This window comes from Frigoribacterium sp. PhB160 (genome assembly GCF_003751785.1).
GTDB lineage: Bacteria > Actinomycetota > Actinomycetes > Actinomycetales > Microbacteriaceae > Frigoribacterium.
On record NZ_RKIE01000001.1, the window covers coordinates 1,484,613 to 1,500,146 of the forward strand.

Here is a 15,534-nt window from a genome sequence, read left to right on the forward strand (position 1 = left end):
GTGGCCGACCTCGTCGCCGACATGACCCTCGACGAGAAGCTCGCCCAGCTCGTCGGCTGGTGGGTCGACCAGGGCGGGGAGGGAGGCGCCGCCGCGCCGATGCAGGGCGAGATGGCCTCCTCCGGCGGCTACGACGAGGCGACGGCGCACGGCCTGGGCCAGCTGACGCGGGTCTACGGGACGCGACCGGTCGACCCGGTCTCCCGCGCCTCCTGGCTGTGGGGGGAGCAGCGGCGCCTGCGCCGCGAGACCCGCCTCGGCATCCCGGCCCTCGTGCACGAGGAGTGCCTCACGGGCCTCGCCGCCTGGCAGGCCGCGACCTTCCCGACGCCGCTGGCCTGGGGCGCCTCGTTCGACCCGGGGCTCGTCGAGGAGATGGCCGCCCTCATCGGCGGCTCGATGCGCGAGCTCGGCGTGCACCAGGGCCTCGCCCCCGTGCTCGACGTCGTCCGCGACCCCCGCTGGGGCCGCGTCGACGAGTGCATCTCCGAGGACCCGTACGTCGTCGGCACGATCGGCACCGCCTACGTGCGGGGCCTGCAGTCGAGCGGCGTGCACGCGACCCTCAAGCACTTCATCGGCTACTCGGCGTCCGACGCGGGGCGGAACCACGCCCCCGTGCACGCCGGCCCGCGGTTCGTCGCCGACGTGCTGCTGCCGCCCTTCGAGATGGCGATCCGCGACGGCGGGGTGCGCTCGGTGATGAACTCGTACGCCGAGATCGACGGGGTGCCCGTGGCGAGCTCGCCCGAGCTGCTCACCGACCTGCTGCGCGGCGAGCTGGGCTTCGACGGGGTCGTCGTCTCCGACTACTTCTCGGTCGCCTTCCTGCAGGTGATGCACGCCGTCGCCGCCGACCGCGGCGAGGCCGCCGCCCTGGCGCTCGAGGCCGGCGTCGACGTCGAGCTGCCGACCGGCGACGCCTACCTGGCGCCGCTCGCCGCGCGGGTGCTCGACGGCTCCACCGACGTGCGGCTCGTCGACCTCGCCGTGACGCGCGTGCTCGCGCAGAAGGAGGAGCTCGGGCTGCTCGACGAGACCTTCGACGCACCCCCGACCGAGGTCGACCTCGACAGCCCGCGCCACCGGGAGGTCGCCCTGCGGCTCGCCGAGGAGTCGGTCGTGCTGCTCACCAACGACGGGGTGCTGCCCGTCGGCGAGCGCGACGGCGCCCCCGGCCGCGTCGCGCTGATCGGCCCGAACGCCGACAGCAGCGAGGCCCTCATGGGCTGCTACTCATTCGTCAACCACGTGCTGGCCCACCACCCGGGCGTGCCGACGGGCATCCGCGTCCCGACCGTGGCCGAGGCGCTCCGCGCCGAGCTGGCCGCCGCCGACGTGGTCACCGTGGCCGGCTGCGACGTCGAGGGCGACGACCGGTCGCGGATCGCCGAGGCCGTCGAGGCGGCCCGGGGCGCCGACCTCGCGGTGGTCGTCGTCGGCGACCGTGCGGGCCTGTTCGGCCGCGGCACGGTCGGCGAGGGCAACGACGTCGAGAGCCTCGAGCTGCCCGGAGTCCAGCGCGAGCTGGTGGAGGCGGTGGTCGCCTCGGGCACGCCGGTCGTGCTGGTCGTCCTCTCCGGCCGCCCGTACGCGATCGCCTGGGCGGTCGAGGGCCCGCGGGCGCCCGCCGCCGTGCTCCAGGCGTTCTTCCCGGGGGAGGAGGGCGCGCCCGCCCTCGCCGGGGTGCTGTCCGGCCGGGTGGCGCCCTCCGGCCGCCTGCCCGTGTCGCTGCCGCGGTCGGCGGGGGCGCAGCCGTTCTCGTACCTGCACCCGCCGCTCGGCGGCCCGAGCGAGGTCACGAGCGCCGACAGCACCCCCGTGCTGCCGTTCGGCCACGGCCTGACGTACACGACCTGGGAGCGGTCTGACCTCGAGGCCGACGACGAGGTCACGGCGGGGGAGGCGTTCGTCGTCGGGGTGACGGTGCGGAACACCGGCACCCGTGCGGCGACGGACGTCGTCCAGCTCTACTCGCACGACGTCGTCGCGTCGGTCACCCGGCCCGTGGCGCAGCTGCTCGGCTACGCCCGCGTCGCCCTGGCCGCCGGCGAGGAGGCGCGGGTGCGCTTCCGGGTGCCCACGTCCCGCCTCGCGTTCACCGGCCGAGGCGGGGTCCGCGTGGTCGAGCCCGGGCAGGTCGACCTCTGGGTCGGTGCCTCGTGCGACCGGCGGGAGGCGACGACGAGCCTCAGGGTCGTCGGCGACGCGTACCCGGTGACCGGCGCCGACGAGCGCCTCGTCGGGGTCGAGGTCGAGTCGGCGCGGGCGGGCGCGACGGCGTCCTGACGCGTGCCTGCCGCTTGGGGAGCGGGCGCGCCGTGATGAGGCGCGGGGAGGCGGGGCGGTCGTCGGGGGGGACGGCCGTCGCGTCGTCGTGCCCGACGCGGCCCGGCCACGACCCGTTCGCCCGCCGTCCACCGGCGGGCCCCCGGGCCGTCGTCGCGCCTCCCTACGGTGCAGGCGGGCCGACCGGCACACCCTTCGCACGCTGATCCACGGCGAGCGACCGCGGCCCCGCCCCAGGAGGACCCCACCCGTGATCCAGAAGCGCTACCTCGCCACCGCGGCGACGCTCACCGCCCTCGCCCTCGCCCTGACCGGCTGCTCCGCGGAGGCCGACGCCGACACGTCGGCCGGCGGCGTCGACGCCGCCACGGCCACGAGCGCCGAGGAGCTCGGCGGCATGGACGCCCTCGTCGAGGCCGCGCAGGCCGAGGGCGAGCTGAACGTCATCGCCCTGCCCGACACCTGGGCGAACTACGGCGAGATCATCGACGCCTTCGAGGCCGAGTACGACATCACGGTCAACTCCGACAGCCCCGACGTGTCGAGCGCGGAGGAGATCACCGCCGCGAAGAACCTGGCGGGCCAGGACACCGCGCCCGACGTCTTCGACCTCGGCTCGGCCGTCGCGCTCGCGAACGTCGACCAGTTCGCCCCCTACAAGGTGACGACCTGGGACGACATCCCCGACGACTACAAGGACGCCGACGGCGCCTGGGTCTACGACTACACGGGCCTCATGTCGATCGGCTACGACGCCGACGCCGTGCCCGAGCCCACCAGCCTCGACGACCTCCTGGGGGCGGACTACTCGGGCAAGGTCGCCATCAACGGCGACCCGACCCAGGCCGGGGCCGCCGCGGCCGCCGTCCAGTGGGCCGCCCTGCAGGACGGCGGCAGCGCCGACGACGTCCAGGCCGGCATCGACTTCTTCGGCGAGCTAGCCGACGCGGGCAACTTCCTGCCGACCGACCCGACGCCGGCGACCATCGCGTCGGGCGAGACCCCGGTCGTCTTCGACTGGAGCTACAACAACCTGGCGGCCGCCGCCGACGCCGGCGGACGCGACTGGAAGACGGCCGTGCTGCCCGGCACCGCGCTCGCCAGCTACTACAACCAGGCGATCAACGTCGACGCACCGCACCCCGCGGCCGCCCGCCTGTGGCAGGAGTTCATCATGAGCGACGAGGCGCAGAACCTCTACCTCGCCGCCGGCGCCTACCCGGTGCGGATGGCCGCGATGACCGAGGCCGGCACCGTCGACCAGGACGCCCTCGCCGCCGTCGGCGAGCAGCCCGCCGACACCATCCAGCTTACCTCGGAGCAGACCGAGGCGGCCTCCGCGCTCCTCGCGAGCACCTGGGCCTCGACGATCGGCTGACGATGACCACCCTGACGGAGGGCGCCCGCCGCGCCTCCTCCGTCCGCGACGGCGCCGTGCCCACCCGGGTGCGGCGCCGTCCGGCGGCCTGGTGGGGGCTCACGCCCTTCGCCCTCTACGTCGTGCTGTTCCTCGTCGTGCCCTGCGTGCTCGCGCTCGGCACGGGGTTCGTCTCGAGCGACGGCGCACCGACCCTCTCGGGCCTCGCCGCGCTCGGCGACCCGGTCGTCCTCCGCGCGTTCGGCAGCTCGGCCCTGGTGTCGGGCGTCACGGCCGTGGTCGGCGCGCTCGTCGGCGCCGTCGTCTGCTGGGGCCTCACGGCGCTCCGGCCCGACGGCGTCGTGCGCAGCCTGATCGACTCCGCCGCGAGCGTGCTCGCCCAGTTCGGCGGCGTCATGCTCGCCTTCGCGTTCACCGCGACGATCGGCATCCAGGGCGTGGTGACGCAGCTGCTGCTCACCCGGGTCGGCGTCGACATCTTCGCCGGCGGGGTCTGGTTCTACCAGGTGCCCGGCCTGCTGCTGCCCTACGCCTACTTCCAGGTGCCCCTCATGGTGATCGTCTTCATGCCCGCCGTGACGGGCCTCAAGCCCCAGTGGCAGGAGGCGGTGGCCACCCTGGGCGGGACCGCCCGCCAGCACCTCCTCCGCATCGTCGTGCCGGTGCTCGCCCCCGCCTTCGTCGGCAGCCTCCTCCTGCTCTTCGCCAACGCCTTCTCGTCGTACGCGACCGCGGCGGCCCTCATCAGCCAGGGATCACAGATCGTGCCGCTGCAGATCCGCGCGGCGCTCGTCAGCGAGACAGCGCTCGGCCGCGAGGGCGTCGCGGGCGTGCTGGCCCTCGGCATGGTCGTCGTCATGGTCGTGCTCATGACGCTCTACTCGCTGCTGCAGCGCCGCACCGAGCGTTGGCAGCGGTGACGGGCCGCAGCACCGTCGCGCGGAGGGCCGCGCTCGTCGTCGTGGGCGCCGTCTTCGCCGTGCCGATCCTCGCGATGGTCGCCTTCTCGCTCCGGAGCGCCGACGGCACCGGCCACGACCTCGGCCACTGGCGCGCGATCGTCGACCCGGAGAACGAGCGCGCGTACCGCAACCTCGTCGAGGGCGTGACCAACAGCCTCGTGCTGGCCGGCGCCTCCGCCGCGCTCGTCCTCGTGCTGCTGGTGCCGGCCGTGGTGCTCGTGCACCTCCGGTACCCACGGCTCGTGCGTCCGCTCGAGTTCGTCTGCCTCGTCCCGATCACCGTGCCCGCGATCGTCCTCGTCGTCGGGCTGGCGCCGGTGTACTCGGTCGTCGCCCGGGTGGCGGGCTCCGGTGCCTGGACGCTCGCCCTCGCGTACGGGGTCACCGTGCTGCCGTACGCCTACCGAGCGATCCAGGCCGACCTCGCCTCGACCGACCTCCGCACCCTCACCGAGGCCTCCCGCACCCTCGGGTCGGGGTGGCTCCGCACGATGGCCCTCGTGGTCGTGCCGAGCCTCCGCCGAGGACTCCTGGCCGCCGCATTCATCACCGTGGCCGTGGTCCTCGGCGAGTACACGATCGCGTCGCTGCTCAACCGGGTGAACCTGCAGACCGCGCTCGTGCAGGTCTCCCGCAGCGACCCGTTCGCCGCCGTGATCTTCGCGCTGCTCGCCCTGCTCTTCGCCTTCGTCCTGCTCGTCGTCGTCGGACGCGTCGGGTCGATCGGCACCGCACGCCCCGTGCTGCCCGGACGCGACCGCGCCCGCCGCTCCCGCACCGCCCCCAGGAAGGCCCTCTCGTGACCACCACCGCACCCGGCGACCCGACCACCGACTCCCCGGACGGCGCCTCCCCGGACGGCGACGACCGGAGCGCACCGGCCGGGTCCGCGCGTCCCGTCGGGGGAGCGGCGGTCGCGTTCCGCTCGGTCGTCAAGCGCTATGCCGGCCACACGGCGCTGCAGGGCGTCGACCTCGACCTCGCGCCGGGGGAGCTCGTCGCCCTGCTCGGCCCCTCCGGCTGCGGCAAGACGACCGCCCTGCGGAGCCTCGCCGGCCTCGAGACCGTGACGAGCGGCCGCGTCACGATCGACGGACGCGACGTCGTCGACGTGCCCACGCACCGACGGGACGTCGGGATGGTGTTCCAGGCCTACTCTCTCTTCCCGCACCTGACGGTGCAGCAGAACGTCGAGTTCGGGCTGCGCATGCGTCGGGTCGGGCGCGCGGAGAGGTCGACCCGGGCCGGCGACATGCTCGACCTCGTCGGCCTCGGCGACCTCGGCGGACGATTCGCGCACCAGCTCTCCGGCGGCCAGCAGCAGCGCGTCGCGCTCGCCCGGGCGCTCGTCACCCGACCGCGCGTGCTGCTCCTCGACGAGCCTCTGAGCGCCCTCGACGCGAAGGTGCGCGTGCAGCTGCGGGACGAGATCCGCCGACTGCAGCAGGAGCTGGCCATCACGACGCTGTTCGTCACGCACGACCAGGAGGAGGCGCTGGCCGTCGCCGACCGCGTCGCCGTCATGCGCGCCGGGACGATCGAGCAGATCGGCAGCCCGGAGGAGCTCTACGCGGCCCCCGCCACCCGGTTCGTCGCGGAGTTCGTGGGCACCAGCAACCGGCTGCGCGCGGAGGTCGTCGACGGTCGCGTGCGGCTGCCCGGCCACGAGGTGGCGGCGGTGGGCTCGCCGCCCGACGGCGCCGCGTGGGCCTACGTCCGGCCCGAGGACGTCGCCTTCGCCGACCGGGGGCTGGCCGGCGTGGTCGAGGGCGTGTCGTTCCTCGGGGCGGTCTGCCGCAGCTCGGTGCGCACCGGGCCCGAGACGCTCGTCGTCCTCGACCACCGCGCCGACGACCGGCGCCCGGTCGGCGCCCGGGTCGCCCTCGCCTTCACCCCCGCGTCGGTGGCGGTGGCGCCGCTCGACTGAGCCGCGGAGGCCGCTCGCACGACCGAGGCCGGTCGCCCGTCGGGGCGACCGGCCTCGTGCGGTCGGGGAGGGAGGGCGGCTACGCCTTGGCGGCGTCCTTGCCGTCCTTCTTCGTGGACTCCTTCGCCGCGATGGCGTCGCGCTCGCCCTTCAGCGACCGCACCGTCGCGGGGTCGAGGAAGTCGACGAACGGGTTGGGCTGGCCGGTCTTCTCCGCGACGACGGTCGTGTAGGCCGCGGCGGCCTGACGGACCTTCTCCGTGGCGCGGCCGGCTCGCTTCGCCGACACCGGACGGTCGCCCATCACCTCGCCGTGGTGCTCGAGGGCCTTGACGAGGGTCTTGAGGGCTGCATCGATCTTCTTGCTCACGGGGGCATTGTGTCGCATCGAGGTTAACGCGCAAGAGCTCCCGCGGCCCGGACCGCGAGGGCGGCGTCGAGCACGACCTCGGCCGCCTGCTGCTTGGTGCCCGCGACCTCGCCGACGACGGCGCCGTCGGCCCCGAGCACGAGCACCACGGTGTCGGGGGAGCCGAACCCGGTGGCCCAGCCCACCGGGTTCACGACGAGCAGGTCGCAGCCCTTGCGCGCGAGCTTCCGGCGCCCGAGCTCCAGCAGCTCGTCGCGGTCGGTCACGGTCTCGCTCGCGAAGCCGACGACGACCTGCCCGGGCCGCCGCGTCGCCGACAGCTCCGCGAGGACGTCGGGGGTGCGGACGAGCCGCAGGACGAGCTCGTCGCCCGTGTCGTCCTTCTTGATCTTCGCCTCGCTCACCTCGACGGGCCGGTAGTCGGCGACCGCCGCGGCCATGACGACGACGTCGGCGCCGGCCGCCGCGGCCACGACCGCCTCGCGCAGCTCGAGGGCCGAGCCGACCTCGACGAGCGAGACGCCGTCGTCGCCCACGGCGTCGCGCCGCACGTCGTCGTCGAGGTGGGCCGCCACGAGCGTGACCGTCGCGCCCCGGCGCGCGGCGGCGCGGGCGAGCGCGACTCCCTGCCGCCCGCTCGACCGGTTGCCGAGGAAGCGCACCGGGTCGAGCGGCTCGCGGGTGCCACCGGCGGTGACGACGACGACGCGACCGGCGAGGTCGCGGACCCGCGCCTCCTCGCGGGCGGCCGGAACCACCGCGGCGAGCGTCGCGGCCAGGATCTCGTCGGGGTCGGCCAGGCGGCCCGGGCCGCTGTCGCCGCCGGTGAGCGGGCCGTCGTCGGGGCCGACGACGACGACGCCGCGGCCCCGCAGCAGGTCCATGTTCGCCACGGTGGCGGCGGCCGCCCACATCTCGCTGTGCATGGCGGGCGCCACGACGAGCGGCGCCGCGCTCGACAGGATCGTCGTGCCGAGCAGGTCGTCGGAGAGGCCGTGGGCGATCTTCGCGAGGGTGTGGGCGGTCGCCGGGACGACGACGATCACGTCGGCCGCCCGGCCGAGCGCGACGTGCCGGACCTGTGCGACGTCGTCCCACACCGACGGGTGCACCGGGTTGCGGCTGATCGCCTCGAAGGTCGGCAGGCCCACGAAACGGAGGGCCGCCTCGGTCGGCACGACGTGCACGTCGTGGCCGAGGACGACGAGGCCGCGCACGACCTGCACGGCCTTGTAGGCCGCGATGCCGCCCGAGACGCCCACGACGACGGTGAGGCGTCGGCCGCCGGCGGCGCTTCGCCCGGGGTCGCCCACGTCGGTCGCGGCGTCGGCTCGGTCTGCTGCGGTCACGGGGCCCCCGGTCGGTCGGCGGCCGTCGGGAAGCGTCGACGGCCGGGTAGCGTTGAGGTCCACGATGCCCCATCCGGCGCCGCCCCGGCGCGTGCCGCCCACCCGAGGAGCCCGCCCGTGTGCACCGTCGTCGTCTCCGTCGCCCCCGGGTCGGCCTGGCCGGTCGTCTTCCTGGGGCTCCGCGACGAGGTCGCCGACCGACCCTGGGACGCCCCCGCGGCGTGGTGGCCCGAGCTCGGCGACCGCGTCGAGGGGGTGCGCGACCGCGAGGCCGGAGGCGCGTGGCTGGCGACGGCCACCGCGCCCGCCCGCGCCTCGGTCGTCCTCAACCGCCGGGAGGAGCCCGCGCCGCCGGCCGGGGGCTGGACCACCCGCGGCGCCCTGCCCCTGTCCGCCGCCGCGAGCGGTGCCCTGCCCGGCGGGAGGCCGACCACCCGCGCCTTCAACCTCCTCGCCGCCGACGCCGACGGGGCCCGGGTCGCCTCGTGGGACGGCGCGGGGCTGACGACGGAGACGCTCGCCCCCGGCGTCCACGTCCTCACGCACGGGAGCACCGACGACCTCGACGTGCCCCGCGTGGCGCGGTGGCTGCCGCGGTTCCGCGGCGTCGAGGCGCCCACGGGCCCGCCGACCGGCCCCGCCGGCGCGTCGACCGGCCCCGATGACGGCGACCGCGGTCGATGGGAGCCCTGGCTCGCGCTGCTCCGCGAGAGCACCGAGCTGCCGGCCGACCACGACGAGGCGCTGGTGCGCGCCGACCTCCTCGACGGACGGTGGTTCGGCTCGCTGTCGCTCAGCCTCGTCGCGGTCTCGGCCGACCAGGTGCGTCACGAGCACCACCGGCTCGACCGGGCCTCGCCGCTCGTCGGTCACTTCGCGTAACCGGGAATCACGCGCCGGGGCCCGGCGTTAGTGTCGGGTGGCCCGCCGCTCCCCGGCGCTGCCGTCCCCGATCCAGGAAGCCCCGCCGTGAAGACCACCACGCCCCGCAGCCCCCGCCGTCTCGTCCGCACCGCCCTCCTCTCGGGCGTCGTCGCGGCCACCGCGCTCGGCCTCGCCGCCTGCGCGCCCGCCTCGACCGACGGCGTCGTGAGCGCCGCGAGCGGCGACGCGTCCGCCGCCCCCGTCGACGGCCTCAGCCTCGCCGACGTCCAGGACGCGGGGAAGCTCGTCGTCGGCACCGAGGGCACCTACCAGCCCTTCACGTTCCACGAGGGCGGCTCCGGCTCGCTGACCGGCTACGACGTCGAGGTGATCACCGCGGTGGCCGAGAAGCTCGGCGTCACGCCCGAGTTCGAGGAGACCCAGTGGGACGCGATCTTCGCGGGCCTCGACGCGGGCCGCTTCGACCTCATCGCGAACCAGGTGTCGATCAACCCCGAGCGCCAGGCCCGCTACTCCTTCTCCGAGCCGTACACGGTCAGCCGCGGCGTCGTCATCGTGCCCGAGGCGAACACCGACATCACGTCGCTCGCCGACCTCGACGGCAAGACGACCGCCCAGTCGCAGTCGAGCAACTGGTACACGACCGCCACCGACGCGGGCGCCAAGGTCGAGGTCGTCGAGGGCTGGGCCGAGTCGATCGCCCTCCTCGAGCAGGGCCGCATCGACGCGACGGTGAACGACGAGCTGACGTTCCTCGACTACGAGAAGAACGACCCGACCGCCGCGGCCGCCGTCAAGGTCGGCGCCACGACGGACGACGTCAGCGAGAGCGCCTTCGTCGTCCGCCAGGGCAGCGACGACCTCGTCGCCGCGATCGACACCGCGCTCGACGACCTGCGCGCCGACGGCACCCTGGCCTCGATCAGCGAGAAGTACTTCGGCCAGGACGTGAGCCAGTAGCCCGTGCAGTCCACCCTCGACCTCTTCCTGAGGTCGCTCTGGCCCATCGTCTCGGGCGCGCTCGTGGCGACGATCCCGCTGGCCCTCGCCTCCTTCGCCATCGGGATCGTCGTCGCGCTCGTCGTGGCCCTGATGCGCTTGTCGCCGACTCGGTGGCTGCGGTGGCCGGCCCGCTTCTTCGTGTCGGTCATCAGGGGCACGCCGCTGCTCGTGCAGCTCTTCGTCGTCTTCTACGGCCTGCCCTCGATCGGGATCAAGCTCGACCCGTGGCCGAGCGCCATCATCGCGTTCTCGCTCAACGTGGGCGGCTACGGCGCCGAGATCATCCGCGCGGGGATCCAGTCCGTGCCCCGCGGCCAGTGGGAGGCGGCGCACACGATCGGCATGTCGCGCGGCCAGGCGCTGCGGCGCATCATCCTGCCGCAGGCGGCCCGCGTCTCCGTGCCGCCGCTGTCGAACACCTTCATCAGCCTCGTCAAGGACACCTCGCTGGCGTCGCTCATCCTCGTCACCGAGCTCTTCCGGCAGGCGCGGCAGATCGCGACCGTGTCGAACGAGTTCATGCTCCTGTACCTCGAGGCCGCGCTCGTCTACTGGGTGGTGTGCCTGGTGCTCTCGTCCGGTCAGGGCGTGCTCGAGAAGAGATTGGACCGTCATGTCGCCCACTGACGCCCCCGCCGGGGGACCGGCGCGCGCCTCCTCGACGTCACCCGTCGTGCTGACCGTGCGCGGCCTCACGAAGTCGTTCGGCGACACCGCCGTGCTGAAGGGCATCGACCTCGAGGTGCGCCGCGGCCAGGTCGTGGCGATCATCGGGCCGTCGGGCTCCGGCAAGACGACCGTGCTGCGCTCGCTCAACTCGCTGGAGGTGCCCGACGGCGGCACGGTGACGCTCTCGACCGGGCAGGAGCTCGACTTCGGGTCGCGGCCGTCGAAGCGCGACCTCCTCGCGCTCCGCGACCGGTCGTCCATGGTGTTCCAGCACTTCAACCTGTTCCCGCACCTGACCGTGCTGCAGAACGTGGTCGAGGGGCCGATCCGCGTCCAGGGCCGGGACCCCGAGGAGGCGCGGCGCGAGGCCCGGGACCTGCTCGCCCGGGTGGGCCTCGCCTCCCGCGTCGACGCCTGGCCGGTCGAGCTCTCGGGCGGGCAGCAGCAGCGCGTGGGCATCGTCCGCGCCCTCGCGCTCCGCCCCGAGCTGCTGCTCTTCGACGAGCCGACCAGCGCCCTCGACCCCGAGCTCGTCGGCGACGTGCTCGGCGTCGTGAAGGAGCTCGCCGACGAGGGCTGGACGATGATCGTCGTCACGCACGAGCTCGAGTTCGCCCGTCGGGTCGCCGACGAGGTCGTCTTCATGGACGACGGCGTCGTGGTCGAGCGCGGGGCGCCGGCCGAGGTGCTCAACCGGCCGCGCGAGCCGCGCACGCAGCAGTTCCTCCGCCGGGTGCTGCGGCCCCTCGACGACTGAGGTCGCCCGGCGAGAGCTCGACGACGGACGTCGCCCGGCGGGAGCCCAGCGGTCCCGCGTCGTCGGGGCCCGTCGACGTCAGAAATTGAACAGGTCGCCGCGGAGGCCCCCGTCGCCGAGCTCCTCGACGACGTCGGCGAACTCCTCGGCGGTGCCGACGAACCAGGTCCGGTCGGTGACGAGTCCCTTGCGGGCCTTCGCCGTCAGCAGCTGCCGCAGGGTCGCGTCCGCGAACGACCCGGCCCGGCCGAGCAGGCCCCTGATCGACCCGTGCGACACGTGCTCGCCGAAGATCGCCGGGTCGACCGGCCGGTCGAGGTCGAGCGCCGTGAGGTCGGTCTCGAGGTCGCTCGACTGGCCGAGGGCGATCGCCCGCAGCTCGTCGTCGCCCGGGTGCCGGGACGCCTCGACGACCGCCGTGCCTCCTCGCGGCTCCGGGCGCACGAGGCGGCGCTCCACCGCCGCGGTCGTCGAGCTGCCGCTCCGCGTGCAGACGTAGCCGGGGTCGTCGCCGGCGAACCGGTCGCGGGCCTGGGCGAAGTCGTCGAAGACGAAGCCCGCGCTGAGGTGGATCGTCGACACGCGGGCGCCGAAGTCGGTGTCGGCCGAGGCGCCGCCGCGCACCTGCTCGGTGGTGGAGCCGCGGGGGCTGTCGGCGGATCGCTGGTCTGCGGGGCTCACGGCGTGCCTCCTCGTGTCGGTGACGCTCAGCCGAAGAGGCGAGCGCTGGCGATGCGGGCGCCCTCGCCGAGGGCGGCGAGCTTGGCGACCGCGATCTGCGGGTGGATGCGGCCGCCGAGGCCGCAGTCGGTCGAGGCGACGACGCGCTCGGGCCCGACGACCGAGGCGAAGGCCTCGATGCGGTCGGCGACGAGCTCGGGGTGCTCGACGACGTTCGTCGCGTGGCTGACGACGCCGGGGACGATCTTCTTGTGGGCCGGCAGCTCGAGGTCGCGCCAGATCTTCCACTCGTGCTCGTGCCGCACGTTGGCGGCCTCGAACGAGTACGCGCCCGCGCGGATCTCGAGCATGAGGTCGGCGATGTGGCGGAACTCGACGTCGGTGGTGTGCGGTCCGTGCCAGCTGCCCCAACAGAGGTGGAACCGCACCTGGTCCTCGGGCAGGCCGCGCAGGGCGTGGTTCAGGGCCTCGACGCGGATGCGCGTGAAGGCGCGGTAGTCGTCGACGCTCGGCTCGGGCACGATCTGGTCCCAGTTCTCGGCGATCGACGGGTCGTCGATCTGCACGGTGAGGCCCGCCTCGACGATCGCCGTGTACTCCTCGCGCAGCACCTCGGCCCAGGCCCAGATGTGCTCCTCCTCCGTCGCGTAGAAGTCGTTCGCGATGCGGGCACCGCTGCCCGGCGAGAGCGCGGTGAGGAAGCCCGTCGACGGGTCGGCCCCCGTGGCGGCGAGGCCGGCCTTCAGGTTCGCGATGTCGGAGGCGATGGCCTCCTGCCCGACGTAGGCGAGGGGTCCCGTCGTGCTGGGGAACGCGGTGGCGGTCTTGCCCGTGCTGATCCCCGAGGTCGGGTCCTGGTAGGCGTCCCGGAAGATCGTCCAGTCGCGGCGGTCGGGGAACGACGTGAGGCGCACGTTCCCGGGCGACGAGCGCACCGGCTCCTGCGAGAAGATGTCCGCCCCCGTGACCGTCAGCCCCGAGACGCGCTGGAACGAGTACGACCACCAGGCCCCGTAGTCGACCGCGCTCGTCATGGCCTTGCCGTACTCGCCGTCGCCGACGACCGTGATGCCGAGGTCGCGTTGACGCTCGACGAGGTCGACGACGGCCGCGGTCAGCAGCTCGTCGAACTCGGGGGTGCGCTGGAGGGTCAGGCCGTCGTCCGCGAGCGTCCTCGCGTCGTTGGCGGCGATGAGCTCGGGCGTGCGGGGCAGGCTTCCGGCGTGGCTGGTCTCGATGCGGGGCGTCGTCATGGGCCGATGCTGGCCCTCCGCGCCGTCGCTGTCACCTGCCCGCGTCACGCACCGTCACAGAGCACCGGAGGCGCGCGGCGCGGGAACAGGACGGGCACGCCGGCCGTTGGCACCCGTGGCCGTCGACCGCCGCTGGCTACGATCGACGGGGAAGGACACCGTGACACACACTCCGAACGACACCCGAGACCGGCCGCTCGACGACGCCGAGGTCGCGCTCCTCCGCGCCGACTTCCCGATCCTCGAGCAGGAGGTCTCGGGCGAGCCGCTCGCCTACCTCGACTCCGGCGCGACCGCCCAGCGGCCGCGCTCCGTGCTCGACGTCGAGCGCCGCTTCCTCGAGACCGACAACTCCGCCGTGCATCGCGGTGCCCACACGCTCGCCGCGCTCGCGACCGAGGCCTTCGAGGAGGCGCGCGAGACGGTCGCCCGCTTCGTCGGCGCCCAGCCCGCCCAGGTGGTGTGGACGGCGAACGCCACCGACGCGATCAACCTCGTCGCCCACGGCCTCACGGCCGCCACGCTCGGCCGCGGCGGCGAGGCCGCGCGGCGGTTCGCCCTCCGGCCCGGCGACGAGATCGTCGTCACGGAGGCCGAGCACCACGCCAACCTCGTCCCCTGGCAGGAGGTCGCCGCGAGCACCGGGACCGTGCTCCGCGTCGTGCCCGTCGACGTCGACGGCGTGTGGACCCTCGCCGACGCCGCGGCCGTGGTCGGCGAGCGCACCCGCGTGCTGGCCTTCGCCCACGTCTCGAACGTCACGGGCCTCGTCGCGCCCGTCGAGGAGCTCGTCGCGCTCGCCCACGGCGTGGGCGCCCTCGTCGTGCTCGACGCGTGCCAGTCGGTGCCGCACCGCCCCGTCGACGTCACGGCCCTGGGCGTCGACTTCGCCGCGTTCTCCGGGCACAAGATGCTCGGACCCACCGGCATCGGCGTGCTGGTCGGGCGCTCGGAGCTCCTCGACGCGCTGCCGGCCTTCCGCACCGGCGGCTCGATGATCACCACCGTCACCCTCCAGACGGCCGAGTACCTGCCCGCGCCGCAGCGCTTCGAGGCCGGCACGCAGCCCGTGTCGCAGGCCGTCGCCCTCGCCGAGGCCGTCCGCTACCTCGAGGCCGTCGGCATGGACCGCGTCCGCGAGCACGAGGAGGCCCTGGCCGAGCGGCTCGTCACGGGCCTCGCGGCCCTCCCCGGGGTCCGCGTCGTCGGGCCGCCCGCCGGCGTCGCCCGGTCGGGCCTCGCCAGCTTCGTCGTCGAGGGCGTGCACGCGCACGACGTCGGGCAGTACCTCGACGCCCAGGGCCTCGCCGTCCGCGTCGGGCACCACTGCGCGCAGCCCCTGCACCGTCGGCTCGGCGTCGCCGCGACCACGCGGGCCAGCACGTACCTGTACACGACGACGAACGAGGTCGACCGGCTGCTCGCCGGCGTGGCCGGGGTGCGCGCCTACTTCGGGGCGGAGGCCGTCGCGTGAGCGCGTCCCTCGACTCCCTGTACCAGCAGGTCATCCTCGACCACGCGAAGGCGCGGCACGGCGACGGCGACCTGCCCCACGCCGACGCCGAGCACCACGAGCGCAACCCGACCTGCGGCGACGAGATCACGGTGCGCGTCGCCCTCGAGCCCGGCACCGACCGCGTCGCCGAGCTGCGCTGGCAGGGCGCCGGCTGCAGCATCTCGATGGCGTCGGCGTCGGTGCTCGCCGACCTCGCGCCCGGGCGCACCCTGGGCGAGATCACCGCCCTCGTGGGGGAGTTCCGCGAGATGATGCGCTCGCGCGGAGCGGGCGAGCCCGACGACGAGCGGCTCGGCGACGCCGTGGCCTTCCACGGGGTCTCGAAGTTCGTCATGCGCGTCAAGTGCGGCATGCTCTCGTGGGTCGCGCTCGAGGCCTGCGCGACCGGGCTCGCCGCCGCCTGAGCGCCGGTAGGCTGGCGTCCGCCCACGATCGTCAGGAGCCCCCCACCGTGTCAGACCAGCCAGTCCCCGCCGCCGACAGCCCCCAGACCGTC

At 74.6% G+C, this 15,534-nt stretch carries 15 protein-coding genes; 11 read left to right on the forward strand and 4 right to left on the reverse strand.

Annotation, left to right across the window (positions count from 1 at the left end; genetic code table 11):
• Positions 1–21 precede the first annotated feature (21 nt).
• From EDF38_RS07045 to EDF38_RS07065, 5 genes are all read left to right on the forward strand, one after another.
• Entirely contained in the window at positions 22–2,289 is a 2,268-nt protein-coding gene (locus EDF38_RS07045) for a glycoside hydrolase family 3 N-terminal domain-containing protein (RefSeq protein WP_233572362.1), read from the forward strand.
• 250 nt (positions 2,290–2,539) lie between these two features.
• Positions 2,540–3,667: an ABC transporter substrate-binding protein gene (locus EDF38_RS07050; protein WP_123354592.1), complete on the forward strand. Its 1,128-nt coding sequence runs from the start codon at positions 2,540–2,542 to the stop codon at positions 3,665–3,667.
• 2 nt (positions 3,668–3,669) lie between these two features.
• Positions 3,670–4,587, forward strand: coding sequence for an ABC transporter permease subunit (locus EDF38_RS07055; protein WP_233572287.1), 918 nt, complete (start codon positions 3,670–3,672; stop codon positions 4,585–4,587).
• Complete coding sequence (locus EDF38_RS07060; protein ID WP_233572288.1) at positions 4,584–5,432, forward strand: ABC transporter permease subunit; 849 nt, start codon at positions 4,584–4,586, stop codon at positions 5,430–5,432. Before EDF38_RS07055 ends, EDF38_RS07060 begins: the two co-directional genes overlap by 4 nt.
• Entirely contained in the window at positions 5,429–6,556 is a 1,128-nt protein-coding gene (locus EDF38_RS07065; protein WP_123354593.1) for an ABC transporter ATP-binding protein, read from the forward strand. Before EDF38_RS07060 ends, EDF38_RS07065 begins: the two co-directional genes overlap by 4 nt.
• Positions 6,557–6,635: 79 nt before the next feature.
• Here the strand turns inward: EDF38_RS07065 and EDF38_RS07070 are convergent, their stop codons facing one another.
• Both EDF38_RS07070 and coaBC read right to left on the reverse strand, forming a co-directional pair.
• Positions 6,636–6,926, reverse strand: coding sequence for a hypothetical protein (locus tag EDF38_RS07070; RefSeq protein ID WP_123354594.1), 291 nt, complete (start codon positions 6,924–6,926; stop codon positions 6,636–6,638).
• 23 nt (positions 6,927–6,949) lie between these two features.
• Positions 6,950–8,239 carry a bifunctional phosphopantothenoylcysteine decarboxylase/phosphopantothenate--cysteine ligase CoaBC gene (gene coaBC / locus EDF38_RS07075; RefSeq protein ID WP_123355083.1) on the reverse strand — a complete coding sequence of 430 codons (1,290 nt, stop codon included), beginning with the start codon at positions 8,237–8,239 and terminating at the stop codon, positions 6,950–6,952.
• A 153-nt stretch (positions 8,240–8,392) separates the two neighbouring features.
• On the opposite strand from coaBC, the gene EDF38_RS07080 reads away from it, so the two are divergent.
• The 4 genes from EDF38_RS07080 to EDF38_RS07095 all read left to right on the forward strand — a co-directional run bounded on the left by EDF38_RS07080 (position 8,393) and on the right by EDF38_RS07095 (position 11,588).
• The gene (locus tag EDF38_RS07080) at positions 8,393–9,157 is read left to right on the forward strand and encodes an NRDE family protein (protein ID WP_158613329.1); all 765 of its coding nucleotides are present in this window, start codon (positions 8,393–8,395) and stop codon (positions 9,155–9,157) included.
• 87 nt (positions 9,158–9,244) lie between these two features.
• Complete coding sequence (locus EDF38_RS07085; RefSeq protein WP_123354595.1) at positions 9,245–10,120, forward strand: amino acid ABC transporter substrate-binding protein; 876 nt, start codon at positions 9,245–9,247, stop codon at positions 10,118–10,120.
• 3 nt (positions 10,121–10,123) lie between these two features.
• Positions 10,124–10,789 carry an amino acid ABC transporter permease gene (locus tag EDF38_RS07090; protein WP_199734600.1) on the forward strand — a complete coding sequence of 222 codons (666 nt, stop codon included), beginning with the start codon at positions 10,124–10,126 and terminating at the stop codon, positions 10,787–10,789.
• Positions 10,776–11,588: an amino acid ABC transporter ATP-binding protein gene (locus EDF38_RS07095; protein ID WP_123354596.1), complete on the forward strand. Its 813-nt coding sequence runs from the start codon at positions 10,776–10,778 to the stop codon at positions 11,586–11,588. The genes EDF38_RS07090 and EDF38_RS07095 overlap by 14 nt, the downstream gene beginning before the upstream one ends.
• Positions 11,589–11,666: 78 nt before the next feature.
• Here EDF38_RS07095 and EDF38_RS16190 read toward each other — a convergent pair whose 3' ends face one another.
• Positions 11,667–12,269, reverse strand: coding sequence for a PLP-dependent transferase (locus EDF38_RS16190; protein WP_233572289.1), 603 nt, complete (start codon positions 12,267–12,269; stop codon positions 11,667–11,669).
• 26 nt (positions 12,270–12,295) lie between these two features.
• Positions 12,296–13,522, reverse strand: a complete 1,227-nt coding sequence (locus EDF38_RS07110) for a cobalamin-independent methionine synthase II family protein (protein ID WP_123354597.1) — start codon at positions 13,520–13,522, stop codon at positions 12,296–12,298.
• A 160-nt stretch (positions 13,523–13,682) separates the two neighbouring features.
• On the opposite strand from EDF38_RS07110, the gene EDF38_RS07115 reads away from it, so the two are divergent.
• Positions 13,683–14,996, forward strand: a complete 1,314-nt coding sequence (locus EDF38_RS07115; protein ID WP_233572290.1) for an aminotransferase class V-fold PLP-dependent enzyme — start codon at positions 13,683–13,685, stop codon at positions 14,994–14,996.
• The gene (gene sufU, locus EDF38_RS07120; RefSeq protein WP_123354598.1) at positions 14,993–15,442 is read left to right on the forward strand and encodes a Fe-S cluster assembly sulfur transfer protein SufU; all 450 of its coding nucleotides are present in this window, start codon (positions 14,993–14,995) and stop codon (positions 15,440–15,442) included. The genes EDF38_RS07115 and sufU overlap by 4 nt, the downstream gene beginning before the upstream one ends.
• The last annotated feature ends 92 nt before the right edge of the window (positions 15,443–15,534 follow it).